The following is a 25,684-nucleotide window of genomic DNA, read 5'->3' as shown; positions in this document are numbered from 1 at the left end:
AGTGTCAACTCCGTTCCTCTCCGTCCGTGACCTGACCGTCGACTTCCACACCGAGGACGGCGTCGTCCACGCCGTGAACGGGCTCTCCTTCGACGTGGAGAAGGGCACCACGCTGGGCATCGTCGGCGAGTCCGGCTCCGGTAAATCGGTGACCAACCTGACCGTGCTCGGCCTGCACAACCCGGAGAACACCACGATCAGTGGCGAGATCCGGCTGGACGGCGACGAGCTGATCGGCGCCTCCCGGTCCAGCATGGAGAAACTGCGCGGCAACAAGGTCGCGATGATCTTCCAGGACCCCCTGACGTCGCTCTCGCCGTACCACACCATCGGCAAGCAGATCGGTGAGGTCTACCGCAAGCACAAGGGCGCGAGCCGCGCCGAGGCCAGGGACCGCGCGATCGAGATGCTGACGCGGGTCGGCATCCCCCAGCCGAAGACCAGGGTGGACGACTATCCCCACCAGTTCTCCGGCGGCATGCGGCAGCGCGCGATGATCGCGATGGCGCTGGTCTGCGACCCCGACCTGCTGATCGCCGACGAGCCCACCACCGCCCTGGACGTGACCGTGCAGGCCCAGATCCTGGACCTGCTCAAAAACCTCCAGGACGAGATGGGCACCTCGATCATCCTGATCACCCACGACCTGGGCGTGGTGGCCAACACCGCGCACGACGTGCTGGTGATGTACGCGGGACGGGCGGTGGAACGCGGCACCGTCAAGGAGGTGCTGCACGAGCCCCGCCACCCCTACACCTGGGGCCTGCTGGGCTCGATGCCCCGCCTGAGCTCCGCGGTGGACGTGCCGCTCCTCCCGGTTCGCGGCACGCCGCCGAGCCTGATCAACGTCCCGCCGGGCTGCCCGTTCCACCCCCGGTGCGACTACGCGAAGCTGGCGGGTCCCGAGCTGTGCCGGTCCGAACGGCCCGAACTGTCCCCGCACCGCGGCCACGGCGACGCGTGCTACCTGACCCTCGCCCAGAAGCGGGAGATCCACAAGTGAGCGAGACAACCGGTGAATCCGGCGGCGAGGCGCTGCTGGAGCTGTCCGGGCTGAAGAAGCACTTCCCCCTGACGGGCGGCCTCATCTTCAAGCGCCAGGTCGGCCAGGTCCACGCGGTGGACGGCATCGACCTGACGGTGCACGCCGGGGAGACCCTGGGGCTGGTCGGCGAGTCGGGCTGCGGCAAGTCCACCACCGGACGGCTGGCCGCCCGGCTGCTGGAGCCGACCGCGGGCAACATCCGGTACGCCGGGCGGGAGATCGGCCACGCCAGCCGCAGGGGGCTCAAGCCGATCCGGGCCGAGATTCAGATGATCTTCCAGGACCCGTACTCGTCGCTCAACCCCCGGCACACGGTGGGCAGCATCGTCGGCGGCCCGATGGAGATCAACGGCATCAACCCTCCGGGCGGCGTGAAGAAGCGGATCCAGGAGCTGCTGGAGATCGTCGGGCTCAACCCCGAGCACTACAACCGCTTCCCGCACGAGTTCTCCGGCGGTCAGCGGCAGCGTATCGGGGTGGCCCGCGCGCTCTCCCTCAACCCCAAGCTGATCATCGCCGACGAGCCGGTCTCGGCGCTGGACGTGTCGATCCAGGCGCAGGTCGTCAACCTGCTCCAGCAACTCCAGCGCGACATGGGCATCGCGTTCCTGTTCATCGCGCACGACCTGGCCGTGGTCAGGCACTTCTCCCAGCGGGTCGCGGTCATGTATCTCGGCAAGATCGTCGAGATCGCCGACCGGGACTCCCTCTACACGCGTCCGCGCCATCCCTACACCCACGCGCTGCTCTCCGCGGTCCCCGAGGTCACCGTGGACGACGAGCCCCGCGAGCGGATCCGCCTGGCCGGAGACGTGCCCTCCCCGATCAATCCGCCGTCCGGCTGCCGCTTCCGCACCCGCTGCTGGAAGGCACAGGACAAGTGCGCGACCGAGGAGCCCCCGCTGGTCAGGCTGGAGGGGAACCTGGAGGGGCACCTGACCGCCTGCCACTTCCCCGAGCAGCCGACCGTGCACGGCAAGGACGTCGTGCTGGACCCCGCACTGCAGTCCTGACGGCGTCACCCGGGCTCGCGCCGCGGTTCTGACAGGTCGCCCGGGCCCGCACCGCGGTTGTCCCCGCCCGCACCGCCTCCTGGGCCCGCACCGCGGTCCCAGGACCTGGCGGCCCGTCGGCATTCCCGGCCGCAGCCGCCCCCGGCCATCCGGCCGCCGCCTCTCGTCGCGGCCCGCCGAGGGGCGGCGGGGCCGCGACAGCCCCGGCCTTCCCCGCGACCGTGACGGCCAGGTCTTCCCGGCGCTCGTAATGGATCAGGCTTTCCCGACGTCCGTGACGGACCGGGCCCTCTCCGCGTTCGTGAGGGGTCAGGCCTTCTCGGCGAGGGCCCGCAGGCCGTCCACCGCGCGGGCCGGGTCGTCGGCCCCGTAGACGGCGTTGCCCGCCACGAAGACGTCCGCCCCCGCCTCGGCGCAGCGCTCGATCGTCTGGGCCGACACCCCGCCGTCCACCTGCAGCCAGACCTGGCCCCCGTGCCCGTCGATCAGCGTGCGGGCCCGGCGGATCTTGGGCAGCACCACGTCGAGGAACTTCTGCCCGCCGAATCCGGGGTCGACGGTCATCACCAGCAACATGTCGATCTCGCCGAGCAGGTCCTCGTACGGCTCGACCGGCGTGGCCGGGTTCAGCGCGAGGCCGGCGCGGGCTCCGGCCCCGCGGATCTGACGCAGGGTGCGGATCGGAGCCTTGGCGGCCTCGACGTGGATGGTCACGCTGCCCGCACCGGCCTCGGCGTAGGCCGGGGCCCAGCGGTCCGGGTCCTCGATCATGAGGTGGCAGTCGAGCGGCGTCGAGGTCGCCTTGAGAAGGGACTCGACGACCGGCAGCCCGATGGTCAGGTTGGGCACGAAGTGGTTGTCCATGACGTCGACGTGTAGCCAGTCGGCGTTGGGGATCGCCGCGGCCGCCTCCGCGAGGCGGGCGAAGTCGGCGGACAGGATGCTGGGAGAGATCTGTACGGCCATGATGCGGTCGAGTCTATTGGTCCTCTCCGGCCCGCCGGTCACCGGCGGACGGCTCATCCGTGGACGCTCGCCGACCGGCGGCGGGCGCCGCCGTCCCGCGCCGGATGAAGGCCCGGCGTCGAGGCACCTAAAGGAGTCTTGCTAAAGACTTCTTTAGATGGTTGAGTCATGTCATGGCGAGAGAGATCACCGACAACTTCGTGGGCGACCCCCTGGCCCTGCGGGCCCTGGCCCATCCCGTCCGGCTGGCGCTTCTGGAGGCCCTGACCGCGGAGGAGACCGCGACGGCGACCCGTTGCGCGGAGCTGATCGGTGAGAGCGTGGCCGGCTGCTCCTACCACCTGCGGATCCTGGCCAGGCACGGCTTCATCGAGGAGGTCGCCTCACCCGGCAGGGAGAAGCCCTGGCGCCGCACCCACCTGCGGCACAGCCTTCCCAGGGTGGCCGCCTCCCCCGAGCAGGAGAACGCCACCCTGGCGTTCGCCGAGGTTTTCGTCCGCCGGGAGATGGAGCGCCTGCTCACCTGGCACCGCGCCATGCCCGGGGAGCCCGGGGAGTGGCAGGAGGCCACCGCGACCATCGGCAGCACGCTCTGGCTGACCGCCGAGGAGACCCACGACCTCCGCAATGAGCTGACCGCCCTCTCCGAGCGTTATCTCCCCCGCACCGCCGATCCCGCCCTGCGCCCGCCCGGCTCCCGTACGGTGCGCCTCTTCGCCGCCACCAGTACTTCCCCGTCCCGGCCCACCTCGACCTCGCCCGCCCCGGCCTCCGACGTCCCACCACCGCAATCACCCGGCGTCCCCCGGTGACGTCCGCTCCCCTGCCCCTCCGGATCCCGGTCCACGCCCCACCGGAACCACCCGGCGTCCCCGGTGACGTCCGCTCCCGGCACCGGTCGAGGCCCCACCGCCGCCCCCGTCCCCGGCCGGCGCTCGCTCCCTGTTTCGCGCACCGGCCGACGCCCACCACCCCACGGACGCCGTCACGACGACCCCTGGCGTTCCCGCGTGCCCAGATGTAGTGGGCAACCCCGTCCACTCCGACAGGAGAGGTGACGGGCCTCCCGAGAGGAACGGCCATGTCCGCCGCGACGCCCCCTGCCTCCCCTGCCCCACTGGGCCGGCCGTTCGCCTGGCTGTGGGGCTCGGCCACGTTCTCCAACCTCGCCGACGGCCTGGCCCTGCTCGTCCTGCCCCTCCTCGCGCTGAGCCTCACCGACTCTCCCTCGCTGATCGCCGGGGTGTCCACCGCGTTCACCCTGCCGTGGCTGCTCTTCGGCCTGGTCGCGGGACTGGTGATCGACCGGGTCGACCGGCGGCGGATCATCCTGTACGCCAATTTCGCCCGCGGCGCCGTCCTGGCCGTAATCTGCGGAGCGGCCCTGGCCGGCGAGCTGTCGCTGCCGCTCCTCTACGCGGTCGCCTTCCTGCTGGGCTCCGCCGAGACCTTCGCCGACCTGAGCGGATCCGCCCTCGTCCCAATGATCGTCTCCACCGGCAACCTGTCCCGGGCCAACAGCCGTTTCGAGGGCACCCGCGTCGCGATGAACAACTTCGTCGGCGGTCCCCTCGCCGGTGCGCTGATCACCCTGGGCGCGGTCGCCGCGCTCTCCGTCCCGGCCGCCCTCTACCTGCTCTCCGCCTTGACCCTGTTCGCGATCAGAGGCGCCTACGCCTCCCCGCGCTCGGGTCCCATGAGCCTGCGCGCCGATGTCCGCGAAGGTGTCACCGTGGTCTGGCGTGACCCTCTCATACGGCTCATCGTCGTCATGGCGGGCACCTTGAATCTGCTCCACGCGGCGTTCATGGCCGTTTTCATCGTCTATGCCGTAGGTCAGACGGCCGCGCTCGGCCTGTCCGAGATCGGCTACGGAACCCTGCTGACCGTCTCCGCCGTGGGCGCCGTCCTCGGCGCCCTCGCCAGCTCCAGGGTGGAACGGCACTGGAGTCCGGCCGTCATCCTCACCACGTCCGTTCTGATCAACGCCGTCTTCTTCGTCGTGTGCGCGCTGGTCCCGAACGTGTTCGCCGTCGGAGCGGCGTTCTTCGCCTCCACCTTCGCGACCGGCATCGTCAACGTCATCATCGTCACCATTCGCCAGAAGGCCATCCCCACCCACCTGATGGGCCGGGTCCTCGCCGCGGCCCGCCTGGTCGTCTTCGGCACCCGCCCCCTGGGCGCGCTGCTCGGAGGCCTGCTGGCCGGCGCGAGCTCCCCTAGGACGCTGTTTCTGGTCCTCGCCGTCGCGTCCCTGCCCGTAATGCTGCTCACCGTGAGAGTGCCCGGCGACGCGAACAGCTGAGCCCCCGCCGCCCGGGCAGGGCGGTCGGCACGCACGATCGGGTCGGCACCGGAGAGCCGGGTCCCCGCCGCCCGGGCAGGGCCGTAAGCCGCCTCGCCAGCCGGACCGCACACCGCCGGCTCATTCCGAAGATCCCGGAATGAGCCGGCGGTGTGCCCCGTACGAACGCCGAGGCCGGCTCGGCGGCGCGGGAGGGCGGCCGGGGACGTCAGACCTTGATCTGGAGCTGGTAGTCCTCGATCCACTGGTTGAACTCGAGCAGGCCGTCCAGCGATGCCCGGGTTCCCGGGGGGCTGTCCTCGGACATGGGCTGTTCGAGGATGACCCGTATCCTGTCGAGGTCGATCAGCGGCGTGGCGGCGACGTCCCCGCGGTCGAGCAGCCGGGCCGTCTCCACGCGAAGGGCCTGCTCGTAGGAGGGGTCCTGGGTGGAGGGGTAGGGGCTCTTGCGGCGATCGAGCACCGAACGCGGCAGGATGTCCTCCGAGGCCGCCCGGAGCAGGCTCTTCTCGTAGCCGTCGAAGGTCTTCATCGCCCACGGGGCGTTGAAGACGTACTCCACCAGCCGGTGATCGCAGAACGGCACGCGGACCTCGAGGCCGACGGCCATGCTCATGCGGTCCTTCCTGTCGAGCAGGATCTGCACGAACCGGGTGAGATGCAGGTAGCTGATCTCCCTCATGCGCCTCTCCGTGGCGCTCTCGCCGGGCAGCCGCGGCACCTCGTCCAGCGCCTGCCGGTAGCTCTCGGCGCGGTAGCCGGGAATGTCCAGCTCGCGCCGCACGTCCTCGCCGAGGATCATGTTCAGACCGGTGAATCTCATGGCCTCCCCCGACACCAGCCACGGGAAGGTGTCGGCGTTGACCGCCGCGGGGTCGTGGAACCACCGGTAGCCGCCGAAGACCTCGTCGGCGGACTCACCCGACAGCGCCACCGTCGACTGGCTCCGGATCGCCTTGAAGAGCAGGTAGAGCGAGGTGTCCATGTCGCCCATGCCGGTCGGCATGTCGCGTGCTTTCAGGACGGCGGCGCGCACGCTCGGGTTCATGAGGTCCGCGGAGTCCAGGACGATGTCGGCGTGGTCGGTGTGGACGTGGTCCACGACGTCGTGGGCGAACGGTGTGTCGGGGGTGCCGCGCATCTCGTCGGGCTTGAAGTTCTCGCTGTAGCCGACGAAGTCGACGGAGAACGACCGGATCTTGCCCAGTCCCTGCTTCTCGACCGCCTGCTGGGCGAGCGCGGTGACGGCGCTGGAGTCGAGGCCGCCGGAGAGCAGGGTGCACAGCGGCACGTCGGAGATGGTCTGACGGTCGACGATGTCGTCCAGCAGCTCTCGCACGGTCCGGACGGTGGTGGGAATGTCGTCGGGGTGCTCGTAGGACTCGAGCTTCCAGTAACGGCGCTTGCTCAGTCCCTGCCGGCTCACCCGGATGGTCTGGCCGGGACGCACCTCGTACATCCCGCGGTAGATCCCGTGCTCCGGTGGCTTGACGAAGGAGATCAGCGCGCGTAGCCCGTCGGCGTCGACCACGGCCGGCTGTGCGAGCGGGTTGGCGAGGATCGCCTTGGGCTCCGAGCCGAACAGCACGCCCTCCGGCGTCGGGTAGTAGTAGAGCGGCTTGATGCCCATCCGGTCGCGGACGAGCAGTAGCTCCTCGCGGCGGGTGTCCCAGATGGCGAAGGCGAACATGCCGTTCAGCTTGGTGGCGAGATCCTCGCCCCATTCCAGGTAGGCCCGCAGGACGACCTCGGTGTCGCTGCGTGTGCGGAATCGGTGGCCTCGTGTGGTCAGCTCGGCGCGCAACTCCCGGAAGTTGTACACCTCCCCGCTGTAGATGAGGACGGCGAGCTCCCGCCCGTCCTCATCCGCGATCATCGGCTGCCGTCCGCCCTCGATGTCGATGATGGCGAGCCGCCGGTGCCCCATCGCGGCGTGTGGAGCCAGCCACAGTCCTTCGTCATCCGGTCCGCGGCAGGACATGGTGTCGGTCATGGCCTGCGCGACGCCCCGTGACTGCCTGAGGTCGCGTTCGAAGTCCACCCATCCAGCGATTCCACACATCTCGACAACCCCTCGCTTGTCGTGAAGTCTTTCCATCTTTCAACAACATCGGGGGGCAGTTCAAAGTCACACAAAGGGCAAAAGTAGGACAATTGGTAGATAGGACCGCAAACTCATCAAGGGGTGAATTCGGGCGGAGGCGCCGTGAGCCCCCGCCCTCGACCATGCGCGATCTCCCGCGCCGGCCCCGCGAGGGGCAGGCCGGGCAATCGCTCAGCGGCGGCGCAGCAGCGCCAGGAACATCCCGTCGGTGCCGTGGCGATGGGGCCAGAACTGGGCGTGCGGGCCCTCGCCCAGCCCGTCGACCTCGGGAAGGTAGGAGCGGGCGTCGAGGGCCTCGACGTCGTCGCGGCGGCGCAGGATGTCACCGACCACGGCGGCCGTCTCGGCCAGGTGAGGCGAGCAGGTCGCGTAGGCGACGACCCCGCCGGGGCGGACGGAGTCGAGGGCCGAGGTGAGCAGGTCACGCTGGAGCCTGCCGAGCTCGGGGAGGCTGCGGGGGTCGCGGCGCCAGCGGGCCTCCGGCCGGCGGCGCAGGGCGCCCAGGCCGGTGCAGGGGGCGTCGACCATGACCCGGTCGAACGACCCGGGCCGCCAGGCGGGAGCCGTACCGTCGACGGTGACCACCGAGGCGTTGCGGGTGGTCTGCCAGACCAGGCGGGCGCGGTGGTACTGAAGCTCGGCGGCGAGGAGGTTGGCTCCGCCGGAGAAGGCCACCGGACCGGATGACCCGGCCTGCTCCCCGGAGGCGTGCACCGGCGCGCGGCCGGACTCGTCTCCGTGGGTGGCGATGGCGTCCAGGAGGCCCGCCTTGCCACCGGGGCCGGCGCACAGGTCGAGCCAGCGGGAGTCCGTGCCCTCCACCGGGACCCGGGTCAGGGCCAGGACGACAAGCTGGCTGGCCTCGTCCTGGACGGCGGCGCGCGACTCGGCCACGGCCGGGACGGCTCCGGGGTCGCCCTCGGGCAGGTAGGCCGCGTAGGGAGAGTATTGGGCGGGCTCGGCGCCCGAGGCGAGAAGCTCCTCGATCGACGAGCGGCCGGGGCGGGCGACCAGGGTGACCCGGGGACGCTCGTTGTCGGCGGCCAGCAGTGCGGCCGTCTCGTCGAAGTCTCCGCCGACGGCGTCGCGCAGCGCGGTGACGATCCACCGGGGATGGCTGTGCGTCACGGCCAGATGCCCGATCGGATCCTCGGTGGAGTCCGGGGCCACGATCGGGAGCCACTGCTCCAGGGAGCGGGTCGAGACCTTGCGCAGCACGGCGTTGGCGTACTTCGACGCGCCGATGCCCACGCGCAGCCGCACCAGGTCGACGGTCGTGCCCACGGCGGCGTGCGGGGGAACCCGGGTCTTGAGCAGCTGGTGCACCCCGAGGCGGATGGCGTCGAGCAGCGGCGGGTCCACCTTCTCCGGGGCCCGGTCGCTGCAGGCGGCGATGATCTCGTCGTAGGTGCCGAGGCCGCGCAGGGTCCCGTAGGCCAGCTCGGTCGCCAGGCCCGCGTCCCTTCCGGACAGGCGACGCTCACGCAGCAGCGCGGGCATCAGCAGGTTGGCGTAGGCGTCGCGCTCGTCGACGGCGCGCAGCAGGTCGTATGCGGTGTTGCGGGCCGCGTCGTGAACCGGTTTGGGCGGCCGGGCGCCTCTGCCTCCGGCGCTCCTGCCCCCGGCGCCCTGTCCGCCGCCTGAGGCGCCGCCGGAACCCTGGCCACGTCCGCCACCTGAAGCCCCGCCGGAGCCCCGGCCACCGCCGGAACCCTGACTGCGGCCTCCGGCCGGAGCACCGGCGCCCTGCCCGCGACCGCCCGCTCCCTGGCCGCCGGCACCGCCTCGCGCGCGGCCTCCGGCCCCGCCTGCGCCGCCGCGCGGGACATCCCCGCCGTTCCCCCGATTATTCATGATCTTCAGGCCAGCCGATCCTCGTCGGTGGGCCGCACACCGCGGGCCCACTCTCCCGCGTTCATCAGGCGCTTGCCCTGCGGCTGCACCTCACCCAGCTCGACCGGGTGCGTGGCCGTACCAACCAGAACGGAATTCTTGGACGCCGCGATCCGGCCGGGGGCCAGAGCCGCAGCGCCCGCGGCGTCGGGTGCGAGCCGCACCGGACCGAGCTTGACCCGCTGACCGCGGAACTCGGTCCACGCGCCCGGGGCGGGCGTGCAGGCGCGGATCAGGCGGTCCACCCGCATGGCGGGCGCGGACCAGTCGATCCTGGCGTCCTCCACACTGATCTTCGGGGCGAGGCTCACCCCCTCGACGGGCTGCGGCATGGCCTCCAGCTTGCCGTCCTCGATCCCGTCCAGGGTCGCCAGCAGCAGCCCGGCGCCGGAAACGGCGAGCCGGGCCAGCAGGTCGCCGCTGGTGTCGGTGGGCCGGATCTCCTCGGTGACCACGCCGTAGACCGGACCGGCGTCCATCGCCTTGACGAGCTGGAAGGTGGCCGCGCCCGTGATCTCGTCACCGTGCAGCACGGCTTGCTGCACCGGAGCCGCGCCGCGCCAGGCGGGCAGCAGTGAGAAGTGGAGGTTGACCCAGCCGTGCCGCGGGATGTCCAGGGCGGGCTGCGGCAGGAGCGCGCCGTAGGCCACGATCGGGCAGCAGTCGGGGTCGAGCCGCCGGAGCCGCTCCAGGAACTCGGGATCGCCGGCCTTGTGCGGCCGGAGGATCTCGATGCCGGCCTCCTCGGCGAGCTCGGCGACGGGACTCGGCTGGACCTTGCGGCCCCTGCCCGCCTGGGCGTCGGGCCGGGTGACGACGGCGACGACGTCGTGGCGCGGTGAATCGATCAGGGCCCGCAACGAGGGCAGGGCGGTGTCCGGGGTTCCGGCGAAGACCAGGCGCAAGGTTCCTACAGAGCCTTCCCGTGGGTAGCGTGCGGAGAGAACTTGAACGTGGGGGTCGACGACAGCCCGCTCCACTCGGCCTCGCGGATCTCCTTCATGGCGAGCTTGCGCTGCCTGAGATCCATCCGGTCGATGAACAGCACGCCGTCCAGGTGGTCGGTCTCGTGCTGGAAGCAACGGGCCATCATGTCGGTGCCCTCAAGGGTGACGGGCTCGCCGTGCATGTTGAAGCCCGTCGCCACGGCCCGCACCGCCCGGGGCGTCGGGTACGACAGGCCGGGGAAGGACAGGCAGCCCTCCTCGCCCTCCTCGTCCTTCTCGTCCGACAGGTCGAGACCGGGGTTGATCAGGTGGCCGAGCTGGTCATCCACGTAGTAGGTGAAGACCCGCAGGCCGACCCCGATCTGCGGCGCGGCCAGTCCGGCTCCGGGGGCGTCCATCATCGTGTCCGTGAGGTCTTTGACGAGCTTGCGCAGCTCCTTGTCGAAGTCCTTCACCGGATCGGCTGGAGTGCGCAGCACCGGGTCGCCGAAAAGGCGGATCGGCTGAATGGCCAACAGGGATCTCCTCACACTTTCCGGGGATCTCCCAGTCTAAGGGCCTGACCGGGTCCTTCGGATCCTCTGCCCGCACGCCGAGAGAGCGGCGGGAACCCCTGGCCGTGACCCTATCGGGAACGGACCTTCACGGCCGCCCCGCCGGCCGTGCCCCCATCGGGAACGAGCCCTCGAAGCGAGCCCTCACGGCCGCCTCCCGGGGCCGTGGCCCCCGTGGCCCCTATCGGGAACGGACCTTCATGGCCGCCTTGCGCGCGCTCTTGGCCACCGCCGCCTTGCTGTGATGGGCGCCCAGCAGGTCCAGGACGGCGATCGTGTCGGGATGGTCCACCAGGGCCATCTCCTCCACCAGCCGGACCAGGTCCTCGCCGGGTTCGAGCGCGTCGAACCCGCACAGAGCTTCGGGGACGTTGCCGAGGTGAATCAGCGAGGCGAGCGAGTCGACCGTGAGCCAGGTGCTGTCGGCGGGGGTGAGGTCGGGGGCCGGCAGGTCGCGGATGTGCAGCCAGGACGCGGCGTAGCGCCACATGGCGGGCTCGGAGAGCGCCTCCCTGAGGGGGGTCTCGGCCTCGGGCCCGAGCTCCTCCAGAATCCTGCCCACGGCCCCGCGCAGGCCCGCCGTACCGGATACGGCGACCTTGACCAGCTCGCGGGCGGCGACCTCGGGGGGACGGGACTCCAGCCACACGGTGACGGCGCTGGGAGCGGCCGAGCCCTTCACGATCTCGTCGACCAGCTCGGCGGCGCCGAGGTCGGCGAAGGCGGCGACCTCCGCGCCGGTGGGCGCGTCGTGGCCCTCGCGCAGCAGATCCTGGCGGACGGCCCAGATGCCGAGCGGGGTCAGCCGGGGCCAGCCCGCCTGCGACGGCTCGATGAGCCCGCAGTAGCCGAGCAGCGACAGCGCCGCCTCCAGCTCGCGGGGCAGGGCGACGGTCAGCGCCCGCATCTCCGCCGGGCGGGCCTCGCAGGCCACCTCGTGCGACTGGAGGATGCCCTTGACGAGGGTGGCCGAGGAGAGGCCTTCGCCCACGGCGTACAGGGTGGCGAGCATCTCGGCGAGGTGGTCGTCCACCACCGCGGATCCGGTCAGGCCCTCGTCCGCGCGGTCCAGGACGTCCATGACCACGCCGTCCCAGAATCCCAGCAGGGCCTCCGGGGGCAGCTCGGGAGAGAGCACCAGGGGGCCGGGCGCCGCCACGCCCCGGGAGATGCGGAGCATGCCGGTGTTGACCGCGACGACCCAGAGCAGGTGCAGCCGTGCGGGGCTGGGCAGCCCGAGCTCGGCGCACGGCAGGAAGGGGTCGGGCAGCAGGCTCTCGGGCGACACCTCGCGGGTGCCGGTCCACGCGGCCAGCCGCTGGGCGTCAAGCACCAGCGGGACCTTGAGCACGGACGCCGCGAGCTCGCCGTCCGGCGAGAGCTCGACCGGTGGGAAGGTCAGCGCGTCGGTGCCACAGCTGGGGCAGTCACAGTCCTCGTTGTCGGCGACGGCTCCTTCGAGAACGGCCGCGCGCGCCTCACGGGGTCCTGCTCCCAGCTCGTCCACCAACCTGCGCAATTCGCCGATATCGAAGACGTTGCCAGTGTTCCCGCTCTTTGCCACCCGTGAAACTTACTGCACTCGAGCCTCACACATACACGGCTCAACCGATCGCGCGTGAACGCGCTTTGAAGGCCGCCTTACGGGCCGCCTTGGCCGTGTTCTGGTCCTCCAGGGAGCGTCCCAGCAGCTCAAGGACGTCGACGACGTCCGGGTGGTCGACCCGCCACATCTCCTCGATCACGTGTGCCGACGGGCCGGACGCCGACATGTTCTCGGCGAACGTCTCCGGGTCGTCCTCGGCGGCGGGCATGGCCAGGGCGAGCATGTCCACGCTCATCCAGAGCACCTCCTCCTGGGTGAGCGCCGGGGCGGCCAGGCCCCGGGCGGACAGCCAGTGGATGGCGTGCGGGCGCAGCTCCGCCTCCTCCAGGTAGGCGCGCACCGCGGCCTCGGCGTCGGGGCCGAGCCGGTCGACGATCGTCACCGCGATGCCCCGGGCGATCGAGGGGGCGCCGGAGGCGGCGCCCAGCAGCTCCGCGGCGGCCTCGGCCGGGGTCCTGTTCTCCAGCCAGCCCTCGATGTCGGCCTCGGCCATCTCGGTGGGTATCCCGGAGAGCAGTCCCTCGATGAGCTCCGACGCGTCGGCGACGGTCAGGTCGGCGGCCTCGGGCGCCTCGATGCCCAGGTCCGCGTAGAGCTCCCGCAGGCCCCACAGGGCCAGCGGGGTCAGCTCCAGGACCTCGTCTCCCGGCTCGGCCAGCCCGCAGTAGGCCAGCCGCCGCACGACGTCCTGGACGTCGATCTCCCCGTCCTCGGTCAGCCCGATCTCCTCGAGGTACTCCGTGACGAGGGGGATCGGCACCGGCGCCTGCAGGCGGTAGAGCATGTCGCACAGGCCGTAGAGCTCCTCGTCGAGGGAGCTGTCGCCGGTGACGGCGCCGCCGGTCTCCTTCTCCACGACGAACTCCACCACCGCCGCCCACGTGCCGAGCGGGTCGAAGTCCTCGCCGTCGAAGATGGCGGCGCCCTCCACCTCGACCAGCCCGGTGTAGACGGCCAGGTTCCACAGGAGCGCGGGATCGGCCACCGCGAGCTGCGCGGTGGCCTCGGCGGCGTCGCGGACCCTGAGCCGTCCCTTGAGGGTCGGCGTGCGGCCCCCGGCCAGCATCCACTGGACCAGCCGCCGGACGTCGGTCACCAGGGGCACCCGCAGGACGCTCCCGGCGAGCGTCTCTCGGGGCGCGAGCCGTACCGGGGGAAGCGGGGAGCAGCCGGGGCAGTCACAGGCCTCGGAGACGGGTTCCTCCACCGCCGACAGCGAGACGTCGCCCTGCTCCAGCGAGTCGGCGCCCATCGCGCTGAACAGGCTCTTGGCCATGCCGAACCGGGAGGTGTCGGCGAGCGCGACCGGCATCTCGGGCTCGATCCTGTCCAGGACGACCCGCATGCGGACGGCCATCTTGCCGCCGATCTCCTCGGTCGCGAGCAGGAAGTCGACCAGCGTGCGAGCCGCGGCGACGGTCTCGGAGGCACTTTCCGGCGGGGCGATGACCTTGCGGGGGTAGATGTTGAGCAGCAGTTCCTCGAAGGCGACCGGGGTGAAGTCACCCAGCTCGTTCACGTCCAGATAGTCGCTCGCGTAGTCGCAGAGCAGCCGTACCTCGTCCACGTCAACATCCAGGCCATGCGCACGCCCCCACGCGCGCAGGTCGTCTACGGCCCGATTCACCCATTCGATCGACACAGGGGAAAATTAACGGCTTACTGCCAGCACCGCGAATCGGGGAAATAACTCAAATCACATCGAGGGGGTCAATGCATACCCTGACGACCTCCGAAGCCTTACGTGCGGAGCGCACTCCGACGGCCCCTTTCAGCGCGGCGGCCAGGGCCGATCCGGACCCTCGCGGGACCCGCACCATGGCGCGTTCTCGCACTTCGTCCCCCCTGGGCGCGTCCACGGGAACCGGTCCGAGAACCTGCGCCTCACCGGGCAGAACCACCTCGCCGAGCATTTCCCGCACCGCCGCGGGAGACCCCGTAAGGGTCGCCAGCCTTACCGCAGGGGGGAAACCTAGTTCTGTCCTCTCGGCCAGTTCCCGTTCGGCATGGGTGATGGGATCCCAGCGCAGCAGCGCCTGGACGGCGAGCACCGAGGAGTCCGCCATCACCACCAGTTCGGCCCGGGGCCGCAGCAGCGCCGCCGCGTTCATCCACCGGCGCAACGTCTCCTCGCCGACCCGCAGATCGGGCCGGCCGAGCAGCGCCCATCCGTCCAGCAGCACCGCGGCCGCGTAACCGCCCTCGGCCACCGGCTCGGCCCCCGGGGTGGCCACCACCAGCGCGCGACCGGCGCCGACCGTGGCGAGCACCCCCTCCTTGCCCGAGGTCCTGACCTTGACCGAGGGGAAGGCCCTGCCCAGCTCCTCGGCCGTACGGCGGGCGCCGATCACCTGCGCCCGCACCCGGGACGCACCGCAGGCCGAGCACCGCCACTCCCCCGCGATCCGGCCGCACCAGCGGCAGTAGGGGACGGCATGACCGCTGCGCAGCGCGAGCGGTCCCCTGCAGTGCCCGCAGCGCGCCGGGGCCCGGCAGTTCTGGCACGCCAGCGCGGGCAGGTAGCCCCGCCGGGGGACCTGCACCAGCACCGGACCGCTCTCCAGGCCGGCGCGCAGCGTCCGCCAGGCGAGGCTGGGCAGCCGCGCCGCCCTGGCCGCCTCGTCCTTGGCCAGCTCCGAGTCCTCTCCCGCGGGATGGACCCTCGGAGCCCTGTTCCTGACCGTTTCGCGGGCGGCGGCGATGGGCCCCGCCCAGCCGGTGGCGATGAGCTGGGTGGCCTCCGCCGTACGGGCGTATCCCCCGATGAGCAGGCCCGCGCGCGCCTGGTGTGCACGGAGGGAGAGGATCTCCCTGGTGTGCGGGTACGGCGCGAGCCGCTCGGCATGCAGGTCGTCCCCGTCGTCCCAGATCACCACCAGCCCGAGATCCCTGACCGGGGCGAACGCCGCCGCCCTGGTGCCGACCGCGACCCGCGCCTGTCCCCGGAGCACCCGCAGCCACCGCCGGTAGCGCTCGGCGGGCCCCAGATCGGCGGTCAGCGCCACGTGCGTCCCGGACCCCAGGGCCGCGCTCAGCGCCGCGTCGGCCAGCGCCACGTCCTTCCCGTCGGGAAGCACCACGAGGGCCCCCCTGCCCCCTCGGAGGGTCTCCCGCACGGCCGTCGCCACCGCCGTCGCCCACGCGGGCCCGCCCTCGCCCATCCCGGGCAGAGCGGTCCACACGGCCCGCGGCGACCGTCCGTCGGCGAGGGCCGCCAGGAACGACTCCCCGTCCGGGTAGTCCGCCCACGGTCCGGGGCCTCGATCCACATCCGGACACGCGGCGTCCGTTCCCGTATGAACCGACGCGTCCTGTTCCGGATGAACTGCCGCGTCCGTTCCCGCACACACCGCCGCGTCCTGTTCCGGATGAACTGCCGCCTCCGTTCCCGTAGGCGCCTCCGCCTCCGCGTCCGGTTCCGGAGGTGCGGCCATGCCCTCCGCCTCCACCCTGGCGTGACGGGGCGGTACGGCCAGGCGGAGGACGTCGGCCAGGGTTCCGGCGTAACGGTCGGCCACCGCGCGGGCCAGCAGGACGATCTCGGGGGTGAGCACGGGCTCGGCGGAGACGACTTTCTCCAGGCGGGCCAGCTTGCCCTCGTGCTCGGTGGTCTCCGCCCGCTCCAGCAGGAACCCGTCGACGAGCTTGCCCGCGAACCGGACCCTGACCCGGGCGCCGGGCACCGCGTCGGCGTCCAGGGCCGCGGGGACGAAGTAGTCGAACGGACGGTCCAGATGCGGCAGCGGCATGTCCACGGCGACCCGCGCGACCGGCAGCACCGCGGCGGGCTCCGGCATCCCCCTGGCCGGGGCGTCCGTCTTGGGCACCCTGGCCGTGGCGGCGGTCCTGGGGGTCTCGGCAGCTCTGACGGCCCTGGCCGCCCTGGCCCGCGCCGTCGCGGCACCGCCCGGCACGGGCCGCGCGCGCACGGCGTCGAGCGGTAGCAGGGCGTCGTCGTCCGACGAGGGGCTGGCGTGGGTCACCCACATGTCCTACCAGATGCCGGAAGCCGTCTTGGCGCTTGAGCACCGAAACAGACGGGCCCCTGTTCGAGGCCGCGGCCGTCCACCGGGCCGTCCACCGCGTGAGAGGGGCGGCGACGGCGAGATCCGAGACCCGCGGCGGTCACCGGTCCGCGAGGTGGCAGGCCACCAGGTGGCCGGGCACGGTTCCGGGGTCCAGGGCGGGCGGCAGCCGGGAGCGGTTCTCCACGGCCTTCCAGCATCGGGGCTTGACGACCACGGCGTGGTATGCTTCCCTGTCCGCCCGCCGCAGGAGCTCCAGGGTGGCCGGGCTGGTGACCCGTGAGCCCCCCGCCGGCAGGACGCCTCCGGGGAGTCGTCGAGGTCGCGCACGATGGGCTCGCCGACGGTGAGATGCCGGTCGTCCGGAAGACAGGCCGCCGAGAGCGCAGCGCCTCCCAGCGTTTCCAGTACCTGGCCCAGCGACGGCCGGTAGGGCCGCGCCATCGGGTAGCAGGTCCGGGCGCCGACACGTCGATCCTTCCCCACGGGTCCCATGGACACCACCCAGAAGTGTCCTATTGAAGCAGTTCATCCCTTTTATGGCGGCTGCTTGATGGTTACGACAAATGCTGGCTTCTGACCTTGGAAACCACCACGGTGTCCTCCGGGAGCGTGGCCGGCACGCTGTGAGAGGTGATGGACCCCCTGATGAGTGACGAACTCGACTCTGTTCCCGACTACCACCGATTCGCCACCGTGGACGAGGTCGTGGCCGCCCTCACCCGGCTGGCCGCCGACCACCCCGGCGTCGCCTCGCTACGGCGGGTGGGCAGCTCCAGCCTGGGCGAGCCGATCCTCTGCCTGACCGTCGGCGACGGACCGCGCCACGCGCTGATCGGTGCGATGCCGCATCCCAACGAGCCGATCGGCGGGCTCACCGTGGTCCACCTCGCGACCCGCATGTGCCAGGACGCCACGTTGCGCGAGTCCACCGGATACACCTGGCACATCGTGGGCTGCCTGGACCCGGACGGGACCCGGCTCAACGAGGGATGGTTCGCCGGGCCGTTCACCAAGGCCCACTACGGCAGGCACTTCTACCGGCCGGCCGGCGACGAACAGGTCGAATGGACCTTTCCGTTCTCCTACAAGAACGCTTACTTCGACCGGGTGATACCCGAGACGCTGGCGCTGATGCGGCTGATCGACGAGACCCGTCCGGCGTTCATGAGCAACCTGCACAACAGCGAGATGGGCGGGGCCTACTTCTACCTCAGCCGCCCGGTTCCCGAGCTCCAGTCCGTGCTCAAGGCGCTGCCCGGCCGGTACGGCGTGCCTCTGCACGGAGGCGAGGCCGAGCATCCCTCGTTACGGAGGCTGGACGAGGCCGTCTTCCTGACTCCCCGCCTGGAGGACGCCTACGACTACCTCGAGGCGCTCGGGCAGGACCCGATGGAACAGGTCGGAGGCGGTGCCAGCGACTCCTACGCGGCCCGGTACGGCACGCTCTGCCTGGCCGCGGAACTGCCCTACTGGAGGGACCCCGCTGCGGACGACCACTCCCCCGCCGGAATCGTCTACTCCGACCTGCTCCGGGCTCACGGGGCGGAGCTGCGCGAGACGTTCGCCGTACTCGACGACACGATGACCGCCGTGGCGTCCGACCTGAGGGCCGACTCCCCGTTCATCCGCGCGAGCAGGTTCTCCGTCCCGCTGCTCGAGGAAACAGCCTCCACCGCCCTGTACCGGGCCAAGGAGCCGACCGCCGATCGGCCCGCCACCGTGGCCGAACAGCAGTCCTGCCACCAGCTCGTGCACAGCACACGGCTGCGGTTCGGCGGAATGTTGCTGCGCGCGCTGGAGGGCGAGATGGCCATCGGCAACGGCACCCCGGCCATCCGGGCGCACGCACGCGCGCTGTCCGAGACCTACGCCACCTGGTGCGCCGAAGCCGAGGCGGGCACTCCCGACGAGACGATCCCGATCCGCCACCTCGTCGCCATCCAGTACGGCGGCATCCTCGCCGGAGCCGCCCACGCTGCCGGGACATACGGCTCCGCCCGGTAGAGGGACGGCGAGACGTATCCCTCGGGCCCGGCGACGACGATCACGACGGGCCGCCGCCCGAGCCGGTGGATCTCCGCGTCCCAGCGCCTCGTCGGACACGCCGCGCGCGAGGACCTCTCCGGCGGAGACGTCGGCCGGTTACGTGATCCAACTCACAGGGGACGCTGTCACGGATGATCCCGGTCGCCGGTTCTTAAGGCGACGAAGGGAACAAGAAATGACACTCCGTACTGTGGTCCTCGGCGCCGGTTACTCGGGGCTCACCGCCGCCAAGCTGGCGGCCAGGTGGACGGACACCGAGGTAACGCTGATCAACGCGAGCGATCGGTTCGTCGAGCGGGTACGGCTGCACCAGCTCGCGGCGGGCCAGCGGCTCCGGGACCTCCCGCTGAGAGATCTCCTCAAGGGCACGGGGGTGGAGCTCGTCGTCGACCGCGTGACGGAGATCGACGCGGCGGAGCGGACCGTACGGTTGGAGCGGGCGTCCCAGGCCGCGGGCTACGACATCCTGATCTACGCCCTGGGCAGCCAGGCCGATCTCGACTCCGTTCCCGGCGTGGCCGAGCACGCCTACAGCGTCATCGAGCCCGATCGGGCGTTGCGCCTGAGAGAGCGCGTGGGCGAGGCCGAGGTGATCGCCGTGGTCGGAGGCGGGCTGACCGGCATCGAGGCCGCCACCGAGCTGGCGGAGACCCACCCGGGGTTGAGGGTGAAGCTGGTGACCGGTGGCGTTCTGGGCGGCTCGCTGTCGGAGCGCGGCCGGCGCTACCTGCGGCGAACCTTCCATCGCCTCGGCATCGACGTCCGGGAGAGCGTCCGGGTGGCCGAGGTCCGCGCGGACGGTCTGCTGCTGGAGGGCGGCGAGCACATCGGCGCCGACACCGTCGTGTGGACGACCGGTTTCCGGGTGCCGCACCTGGCTCGCGAGGCCGGGTTCGCCGTCGACGGGCACGGCCGCATGATCGTGGATGAGACGCTCCGCTCGACCTCGCACCCGGAGGTCTACGGGATCGGGGACGCGGCGGCCATCCACCGGCCGGACGGGCAGGAGTTGCGCATGGCGTGCGCGACCGGACTGCCGACCGCGCAGCAGGCCGTCCGCGCCCTCGCCGACCGCCTGTCCGGACGCGAGCCACGACCGCTGCACTTCCGCTACTTCAACCAGTGCATCAGCCTGGGCCGGCGCGACGGGCTCATCCAGTTTGTCAACGCCGACGACAGCCCGCGCGCCACCGTGCTCACCGGGCGTACGGCGGCGCTGTACAAGGAGGCCATCGTGCGCAGCACGATCATCGTCCAGCGCCACCCGGTCATACCGGCCGGCATGTGACCTCCTCTCCGGCCTGAACCGGAGATTTCCCGTGCCGCCCACGCGGCCTCTCGCAGAGCGCGTTGTCCGGCGCGGGGTGGGTGGCAGACGCGGCACCACGCGGAACGCTCCGATCCGTACGCCCGCCCCCGCCGACGGCTCAGGCCTTCGAGCCGACGTAGGACGCGGAGTGGCCGGAGGCGCAGCCGGCCCGGGCATGGGACGGCCCCCGTGAGAAGTCTCACGGGGGCCGTCCCACAGGCTGAGGTCAGAGACCGGCGGCCGCGCGCAGGCTCTCGGCGCGGTCGGTGGACTCCCAGGAGAAGCCCTCCCGGCCGAAGTGCCCGTAGGCGGAGGTGGCCGAGTAGATCGGGCGGAGCAGGTCGAGGTCACGGATGATCGCGGCCGGGCGGAGGTCGAAGACCTTGAGCACGGCTTCCTGGATCTTCTCGGTCTCGATCTTCTCGGTGCCGAAGGTCTCCACGAACACGCCGACCGGGTGTGCCTTGCCGATGGCGTAGGCGACCTGGACCTCGGCGCGGTCGGCCAGACCGGCGGCCACGATGTTCTTGGCGACCCAGCGCATGGCGTAGGCGGCCGAGCGGTCGACCTTGGACGGGTCCTTGCCGGAGAAGGCGCCGCCGCCGTGGCGGGCCATGCCGCCGTAGGTGTCAACGATGATCTTGCGGCCGGTCAGGCCGGCGTCGCCCATCGGGCCGCCGATCTCAAAGCGTCCGGTCGGGTTGACCAGCAGGCGGTAGCCCTCGGTGTCGATCTCCAGGCCGGCGAGCACCGGGTCGACCACGTGCTCCTTGATGTCCGGCGCGAGCATCTCCTTGAGGTCGATCTCGGCCGCGTGCTGGGTGGAGACCACCACGGTGTCGAGGCGGACCGGCCTGTCGCCGTCGTACTCGATGGTGACCTGGGTCTTGCCGTCGGGGCGCAGGTACGGAACGGTGCCGTCCTTGCGGACCTGCGACAGGCGCTCGGCGAGGCGGTGTGCCAGCTGGATCGGCAGCGGCATCAGCTCGGGCGTCTCGCGGCAGGCGTAGCCGAACATCAGGCCCTGGTCGCCGGCGCCCTGACGGTCGAGCTCGTCGATGCCCTCACCCTCGCGGGCCTCGTAGGCGTCGTCGACGCCCTGGGCGATGTCGGGCGACTGAGCGCCGATGGACACCGACACGCCGCAGGAGGCGCCGTCGAAGCCCTTGTGGGAGGCGTCGTAGCCGATCTCGAGAATCTTTTCCCGGATCAGACCGGGGATGTCGACGTAGGTCTCCGTCGTCACCTCTCCGGCGACGTGGACCTGACCGGTGGTGATCAGCGTCTCGACGGCGACACGGCTCTTGGGATCACCCTTGAGCATGGCGTCGAGAATCGCGTCACTGATCTGGTCGGCGATCTTGTCCGGGTGGCCCTCTGTGACCGACTCGGAGGTGAAAAGGCGACGGGACAAGTCAGTGGCTCCTCATGCAGCGGCTGCTGGCGTCTGGGGGCTCTGGCGTCGACAGGACACCAGTAGCGCTTCGCCGAAGTCTAGCCCCACCTGGAGTGGCGTCGCGAAACCATCTCGTATCCGGCTAACGCGTGTCGGTCCGCCTCGGCGGGAGGCAGAGGCCGGACAATCAGGTCTTCACCTGGAGCTATCTTACCAAATCGAGTACGTCCTGATCAGGGAGAAAGCCCCCGAATCAACTTCGCTGGAGCCTCCGTCAGAACCCCCGTCAGCGGCCGAGGTCCCGGCCGGAGGCCGAAGGGACCGGACACTCGTCAGAGGTGGGGAAGCGGGTCCGGGGGCAGCGTCTCGGGCGCGAACACCTCGGTGTCGGCGGCGCAGATCACCGCCACGTACTCCTCGTCGACCTTGAACACCATGCCTCCGAACTCGATGGCCGCGCCCGCGGAGAACTCCACCGGGCCGAGCCGGGTCCGCCGGGAATGGGTGGCGTAGACCGCGGTCGGCAGGTTCCGGTCGGAGAACCCGGTGGAGAGCGGGGAGAGCGTGGGCAGCGTGGACATCACGCAGATGGAGCGGTCGGTGATCGCGATCAGGAAGGACGCCGTCTCCGGGAAGCTCGCCGACGTTGCGGGCAGGATGTAGCGCAGGTCTTCCCCGGGAGGGAGCAGCGCGCGGCAACGAGCTCTGACAGCGGCGGGAACCGGCATGGTCAAATCCCTCCCTACTGCAACGTTCCAGGTCATCTCGGACGCAGTATCCGTCGAGAGAAGATCCCGGGCAAGCAGATCAGGCAGATCAGAGAAGACGTGCGGCCACGAGATCCCAGACCACGTCGGCGAGCGCCTCTTTGGGACCGCGCGGGATGTCCACCTGGTCACCGTCCGCGACCAGGACCACCGCCGCGTTGTCCGGGGTGCCGAAGGCGAGATTTTCGCCGACCTGGTTGACGACGAGCAGGTCACAGCCCTTGCGGGCGAGTTTGGCCCGCCCGTTGGCGAGGACGTCGTCGGTCTCGGCCGCGAACCCCACGATCACCTGCGGGTACGGCTTGAGCCCCTCGCGGCGGCGCTCGCCCAGCTCGGCAAGGATGTCTGGATTTTTCACCAGATGAATTGAGTCAGGCTCCGCCGAGGTCTTCTTGATCTTCGACCCGCTCTGTGCCGAGGGCCGGAAGTCGGCGACGGCGGCGGCCATGACCACGGCGTCGGCGCCCTCCACCGCGTCCAGCACGGCGGCGCGCAGCTCCAGGGCCGACTCCACCCGGACCATCCTGGCGCCGGCCGGATCGGGCAGGGCCACGTTGGCGGCCACGAGCGTGACCTCCGCGCCTCTGGCGATCGCCGTGCGGGCCAGCGCGTAGCCCTGGAGACCGGAGGAGCGGTTGCCGATGAAACGGACCGGATCGATGGCCTCGCGGGTGCCGCCGGCGGAGATCACCAGGCGGCGGCCCGCCAGGTCCGCGGCCCGCCCGGTGAGGATCCGCCGGCAGACCTCGAAGATCTCCTTGGGGTCCGGCAGCCGGCCCGGGCCCGTGTCGGCGCCGGTCAGGCGGCCCACGGCGGGATCGATGACGATCGCCCCGCGTTCGCGGAGCGTGGCGACGTTCGCCCGGGTCGCGGGGTGCTCCCACATCTCGGTGTGCATCGCCGGGGCGAACACCACCGGGCACCGCGCGGTGAGCAGGGTGTTGGTGAGCAGGTCGCCCGCCAGGCCGTGGGCGGCCTTGGCGAGCACGTCGGCGGTGGCCGGTGCGACCACCACCAGGTCGGCGCCCTGTCCGATCCGGACGTGGGGCACCTCGTGCACGGATTCCCAGACGTCGGTCGTCACCGGGTTGCCGGAGAGGGCCGCCCAGGTCGGCTCGCCGACGAAGCGGAGCGCCTCCCTCGTCGGCACGACGCGGACGTCGTGACCGGACTCGGTGAAGAGGCGGAGCAGCTCGCACGCCTTGTAGGCGGCGATGCCCGCGCTCACCCCGAGGACGACACCGGGTTTGCAACCGTCAGGCGTCGGCACGGGGGGACTAGCCCTCGATCGGCTCGGAGGTGAGCAGCCCCTCGCTGACCTCGCGCAGCGCGATGGACAGCGGCTTCTCCTGGGCGTGGGTCTCCACGAGCGGGCCGACGTATTCCAGCAGGCCCTCGCCGAGCTGGGAATAGTAGGCGTTGATCTGACGCGCCCGCTTGGAGCCGAAGATCACAAGGCTGTACTTGCTGTCGACGATGTCGAGCAGCGCGTCGATCGACGGGTTGGTGATGCCTTCGGAATAGGCGGCGCTGGTTGCCACGTTGTGTTTCCCCTAGCTAGGTGAACGTCCGGGGCGTGAGGCCTCGGGAGCATCAGCCAACAAGGCTATCAGCCGATGACACACATCCTGGACGGATGTGTTGACCAGAGTCAGGTCGAACTCCTGCTCGGCGGCCATCTCGATCCGGCCCGCGGCGAGGCGGCGCGCGATGACGTCCTCGGGCTCCGTGCCGCGGCCGCGCAGGCGCTTCTCCAGCTCCTCCCAGGTCGGGGGGGCCAGGAAGATCAGGATTGCCTCCGGCATGGTCGCACGGACCTGCCGGGCGCCCTGCAGGTCGATCTCCAGCAGCGTGGGCACCCCGGCGGCGAGCTTGGAGAGCACCGGACCCCGCGGCGTGCCGTACTTGTTGCCGGCGAACTCGGCCCACTCCAACAGCTCGCCGGAGGCGGCGAGGCGATCGAACTCCGCCTCGTCGGCGAAGAAGTATTCGACCCCGTGGACCTCACCGGGGCGGGGTTTCCTGGTGGTCACCGAGACCGACAGCCACACCTCGGGGTGTGCCCGCCGAAGCTCGGCGACGACCGTGGACTTGCCGACGCCCGACGGTCCGGAGAGGACCGTGAGGCGGTTACCCGTCGGAAGTCCGGCGAAGGCTCGCGCCTTCTCCGGACTCCCGACAGGGGATGTGGCGCGACCGGACCCGCTCTTCGCGGTTGCCTCCGGAGCCCGACTCGCATCGGGCCACGACGTTCCGGTCACTCCAAACCCCCCGTGATGCCTTCCCCGCGGATGCGGGGTGAATGTGTTCGTACTGAACCGAGATTAGCTCTCGGCCCCGCCGAACTCACGCTCGAGCGCAGCTCGCTGGTTGGTACCGAGACCCCGCACGCGGCGGGAATCTGCGATGCCAAGCCGCTCCATGAGCTGCTTGGCGCGGACCTTGCCCACGCCGGGAAGCGACTCCAGAAGAGCCGAAACCTTCATCTTGCCGATGACGTCGTCGGCCTGCCCGTCTTTGAGCACCTCAGTCAGAGAGACCGCACCGTGCTTAAGGCGGTTTTTCACCTCGGCACGCTCTTTTCGTGCCTTCGCAGCCTTCTCTAGGGCTGCGGCGCGCTGCTCAGGGGTAAGGGGAGGAAGAGCCACGCCGGGTCACCTCGAATTTCCTGTCGATGTACTCGGACGGGAAGGGAAACTAGCTGGTCATGGCGCTTCAAGCAACGTCAAGGCCACTTTCTTCCTTGAGAAAATCTACTTCGTGACTTTACGTAACCATGCCGTCGCGTTCCGTCTACGAAACTACGCTCAACGCCGCGTTTTCAGGGGTTGGATCATGATCGCCGTCCGGTGGCCGCAGAGGTGCGCCGGAGCGACGCGGCGATCCCCGCGGCCGTCGCGCCGGGGTCGGCGGAGCCGGTGATCGGACGGCCGATCACGAGAAGATCCGCCCCGTCGGCGAAAGCCTGCTCGGGAGTCGCTACTCTTACCTGATCCTGGCTCGCGGTGCCGGCGGGGCGGACACCGGGAATGATCAGGGTGATGTCCGGCCCGACCTCCGCGCGCACCGTGGTGATCTCATGCGGCGAGCAGACGAGGGCCTGGGCGCCCGCGCCGACGGCCATGACCGCCAGGCGGCGCACGGCGTCACTCGCGGGACCGTTCACACCGATCCGCTCCAGGTCGGCCTCGGAGAGCGATGTGAGAAGCGTCACCGCCGCGATCTGGGTGTTGGGCAGGGCGTTCACCGCCGCCTCGATCATCGCGGGGCCCCCGGTCGCGTGGACGGTCAGGATGGCGGGTTTGAGCCGGGCCACGGCGCCGGCCGCGCCCGCGACGGTGTTCGGGATGTCATGGAGCTTCAGATCCAGGAACAACCGCACGCCGCTCGCCCCGCGGATCGAGGCGATCACGTCGGGACCGTAGCGGAGATAGAGTTCGAGCCCGACCTTGACCGTGCTGACGTGGGGCGTCACCAGGCTCGCCCAGCGGGCCGCGGTCTCGAGGTCCGGGGCGTCCAGGGCGACGGCGATGGGCGCGGGCGTCATCGGGGGTCCGCCGGGATGCTTCGGTCTTCGAGCCGGTGAGGAGTGGCGTTCATCGGAATCTGTGAGTTCCTTTCGCTGGTCTGGGTCCGTCGGTGGCATAGGGCCGGCCGTCGGCGTGCCCGACGGCTCTGAGGCGCGAGGTGGCTGCGCGGAGAGGC

General features: G+C 70.9%; 21 protein-coding genes. 6 read left to right on the top strand and 15 right to left on the bottom strand.

Annotated features, from left to right (window positions below; genetic code table 11):
• The first annotated feature begins 1 nt into the window (after position 1).
• Together DKM19_RS12375 and DKM19_RS12370 are read left to right on the top strand one after the other, a co-directional pair.
• Positions 2–1,003, top strand: a complete 1,002-nt coding sequence (locus tag DKM19_RS12375; protein ID WP_110695822.1) for an ABC transporter ATP-binding protein — start codon at positions 2–4, stop codon at positions 1,001–1,003.
• Positions 1,000–2,058 (top strand): ABC transporter ATP-binding protein, encoded by a 1,059-nt coding sequence (locus DKM19_RS12370; RefSeq protein WP_110695821.1) that lies wholly within the window; start codon positions 1,000–1,002, stop codon positions 2,056–2,058. The genes DKM19_RS12375 and DKM19_RS12370 overlap by 4 nt, the downstream gene beginning before the upstream one ends.
• 309 nt (positions 2,059–2,367) lie before the next feature.
• On the opposite strand, the gene rpe is transcribed toward DKM19_RS12370, so the two are convergent.
• A complete protein-coding gene (gene rpe / locus DKM19_RS12365; protein ID WP_089206186.1) occupies positions 2,368–3,024 on the bottom strand; it encodes a ribulose-phosphate 3-epimerase in 657 nt (218 codons plus the stop codon).
• Positions 3,025–3,197: 173 nt separating this feature from the next.
• On the opposite strand from rpe, the gene DKM19_RS52500 reads away from it, so the two are divergent.
• Both DKM19_RS52500 and DKM19_RS12355 read left to right on the top strand, forming a co-directional pair.
• Positions 3,198–3,836, top strand: coding sequence for a helix-turn-helix domain-containing protein (locus DKM19_RS52500; protein WP_110695820.1), 639 nt, complete (start codon positions 3,198–3,200; stop codon positions 3,834–3,836).
• A 269-nt stretch (positions 3,837–4,105) separates the two neighbouring features.
• Positions 4,106–5,329 (top strand): MFS transporter, encoded by a 1,224-nt coding sequence (locus DKM19_RS12355; RefSeq protein ID WP_110695819.1) that lies wholly within the window; start codon positions 4,106–4,108, stop codon positions 5,327–5,329.
• A gap of 208 nt (positions 5,330–5,537) precedes the next feature.
• Here the strand turns inward: DKM19_RS12355 and asnB are convergent, their stop codons facing one another.
• From asnB to DKM19_RS12320, 7 genes are all read right to left on the bottom strand, one after another.
• Positions 5,538–7,391, bottom strand: a complete 1,854-nt coding sequence (asnB, locus tag DKM19_RS12350) for an asparagine synthase (glutamine-hydrolyzing) (RefSeq protein WP_110695818.1) — start codon at positions 7,389–7,391, stop codon at positions 5,538–5,540.
• A 213-nt stretch (positions 7,392–7,604) separates the two neighbouring features.
• Positions 7,605–9,287 (bottom strand): RsmB/NOP family class I SAM-dependent RNA methyltransferase, encoded by a 1,683-nt coding sequence (locus tag DKM19_RS12345; RefSeq protein WP_110695817.1) that lies wholly within the window; start codon positions 9,285–9,287, stop codon positions 7,605–7,607.
• Between the two features lie 5 nt (positions 9,288–9,292).
• Positions 9,293–10,231: a methionyl-tRNA formyltransferase gene (gene fmt / locus DKM19_RS12340; protein ID WP_110695816.1), complete on the bottom strand. Its 939-nt coding sequence runs from the start codon at positions 10,229–10,231 to the stop codon at positions 9,293–9,295.
• A 5-nt stretch (positions 10,232–10,236) separates the two neighbouring features.
• Positions 10,237–10,788 carry a peptide deformylase gene (def, locus tag DKM19_RS12335; protein WP_089206190.1) on the bottom strand — a complete coding sequence of 184 codons (552 nt, stop codon included), beginning with the start codon at positions 10,786–10,788 and terminating at the stop codon, positions 10,237–10,239.
• A 220-nt stretch (positions 10,789–11,008) separates the two neighbouring features.
• Complete coding sequence (locus tag DKM19_RS49395) at positions 11,009–12,391, bottom strand: hypothetical protein (protein ID WP_162641447.1); 1,383 nt, start codon at positions 12,389–12,391, stop codon at positions 11,009–11,011.
• Between the two features lie 40 nt (positions 12,392–12,431).
• Positions 12,432–14,060, bottom strand: coding sequence for a hypothetical protein (locus DKM19_RS12325; RefSeq protein WP_239514211.1), 1,629 nt, complete (start codon positions 14,058–14,060; stop codon positions 12,432–12,434).
• Between the two features lie 64 nt (positions 14,061–14,124).
• Entirely contained in the window at positions 14,125–16,416 is a 2,292-nt protein-coding gene (locus DKM19_RS12320) for a primosomal protein N' (RefSeq protein WP_369988703.1), read from the bottom strand.
• 690 nt (positions 16,417–17,106) lie between these two features.
• Here DKM19_RS12320 and DKM19_RS12315 point away from each other — a divergent pair.
• Positions 17,107–18,465: a M14 family zinc carboxypeptidase gene (locus tag DKM19_RS12315; RefSeq protein WP_204358767.1), complete on the top strand. Its 1,359-nt coding sequence runs from the start codon at positions 17,107–17,109 to the stop codon at positions 18,463–18,465.
• A 217-nt stretch (positions 18,466–18,682) separates the two neighbouring features.
• Positions 18,683–19,795 (top strand): NAD(P)/FAD-dependent oxidoreductase, encoded by a 1,113-nt coding sequence (locus DKM19_RS12310; RefSeq protein ID WP_204358766.1) that lies wholly within the window; start codon positions 18,683–18,685, stop codon positions 19,793–19,795.
• A gap of 247 nt (positions 19,796–20,042) precedes the next feature.
• On the opposite strand, the gene metK is transcribed toward DKM19_RS12310, so the two are convergent.
• The 7 genes from metK to pyrF form a co-directional block, all read right to left on the bottom strand.
• Entirely contained in the window at positions 20,043–21,230 is a 1,188-nt protein-coding gene (metK, locus tag DKM19_RS12305) for a methionine adenosyltransferase (RefSeq protein WP_110695812.1), read from the bottom strand.
• Positions 21,231–21,544: 314 nt separating this feature from the next.
• Positions 21,545–21,940 carry a hypothetical protein gene (locus DKM19_RS12300; RefSeq protein WP_110695811.1) on the bottom strand — a complete coding sequence of 132 codons (396 nt, stop codon included), beginning with the start codon at positions 21,938–21,940 and terminating at the stop codon, positions 21,545–21,547.
• An 88-nt stretch (positions 21,941–22,028) separates the two neighbouring features.
• Entirely contained in the window at positions 22,029–23,249 is a 1,221-nt protein-coding gene (gene coaBC, locus DKM19_RS12295) for a bifunctional phosphopantothenoylcysteine decarboxylase/phosphopantothenate--cysteine ligase CoaBC (RefSeq protein WP_110695810.1), read from the bottom strand.
• Positions 23,250–23,256: 7 nt separating this feature from the next.
• A complete protein-coding gene (gene rpoZ, locus DKM19_RS12290) occupies positions 23,257–23,520 on the bottom strand; it encodes a DNA-directed RNA polymerase subunit omega (RefSeq protein ID WP_030909981.1) in 264 nt (87 codons plus the stop codon).
• Positions 23,521–23,532: 12 nt separating this feature from the next.
• Complete coding sequence (gene gmk / locus DKM19_RS12285; RefSeq protein WP_110695809.1) at positions 23,533–24,240, bottom strand: guanylate kinase; 708 nt, start codon at positions 24,238–24,240, stop codon at positions 23,533–23,535.
• Between the two features lie 63 nt (positions 24,241–24,303).
• Complete coding sequence (gene mihF / locus DKM19_RS12280; protein WP_089206198.1) at positions 24,304–24,627, bottom strand: integration host factor, actinobacterial type; 324 nt, start codon at positions 24,625–24,627, stop codon at positions 24,304–24,306.
• 185 nt (positions 24,628–24,812) lie between these two features.
• Positions 24,813–25,526 carry an orotidine-5'-phosphate decarboxylase gene (gene pyrF / locus DKM19_RS12275; protein WP_110695808.1) on the bottom strand — a complete coding sequence of 238 codons (714 nt, stop codon included), beginning with the start codon at positions 25,524–25,526 and terminating at the stop codon, positions 24,813–24,815.
• Between the last annotated feature and the right edge of the window lie 158 nt (positions 25,527–25,684).

It is taken from the genome of Streptosporangium sp. 'caverna' (genome assembly GCF_003203775.1).
Taxonomy (GTDB): domain Bacteria; phylum Actinomycetota; class Actinomycetes; order Streptosporangiales; family Streptosporangiaceae; genus Streptosporangium; species Streptosporangium subroseum.
The sequence above is the reverse complement of the archived record's forward strand: the minus strand, read 5'-3'. Positions and strand labels throughout refer to the sequence as shown.

Bases quoted from the DNA above. Each gene is read 5' to 3' on its own strand.
- rpe (WP_089206186.1), bottom strand. From the start codon at position 3,024: ATGGCCGTACAGATCTCTCCCAGCATCCTGTCCGCCGACTTCGCCCGC.
- DKM19_RS52500 (WP_110695820.1), top strand. From the start codon at position 3,198: ATGGCGAGAGAGATCACCGACAACTTCGTGGGCGACCCCCTGGCCCTG.
- DKM19_RS12355 (WP_110695819.1), top strand. From the start codon at position 4,106: ATGTCCGCCGCGACGCCCCCTGCCTCCCCTGCCCCACTGGGCCGGCCG.
- asnB (WP_110695818.1), bottom strand. From the start codon at position 7,391: ATGTGTGGAATCGCTGGATGGGTGGACTTCGAACGCGACCTCAGGCAG.
- DKM19_RS12345 (WP_110695817.1), bottom strand. From the start codon at position 9,287: ATGAATAATCGGGGGAACGGCGGGGATGTCCCGCGCGGCGGCGCAGGC.
- DKM19_RS12315 (WP_204358767.1), top strand. From the start codon at position 17,107: ATGAGTGACGAACTCGACTCTGTTCCCGACTACCACCGATTCGCCACC.
- DKM19_RS12310 (WP_204358766.1), top strand. From the start codon at position 18,683: ATGACACTCCGTACTGTGGTCCTCGGCGCCGGTTACTCGGGGCTCACC.
- DKM19_RS12300 (WP_110695811.1), bottom strand. From the start codon at position 21,940: ATGCCGGTTCCCGCCGCTGTCAGAGCTCGTTGCCGCGCGCTGCTCCCT.
- pyrF (WP_110695808.1), bottom strand. From the start codon at position 25,526: ATGACGCCCGCGCCCATCGCCGTCGCCCTGGACGCCCCGGACCTCGAG.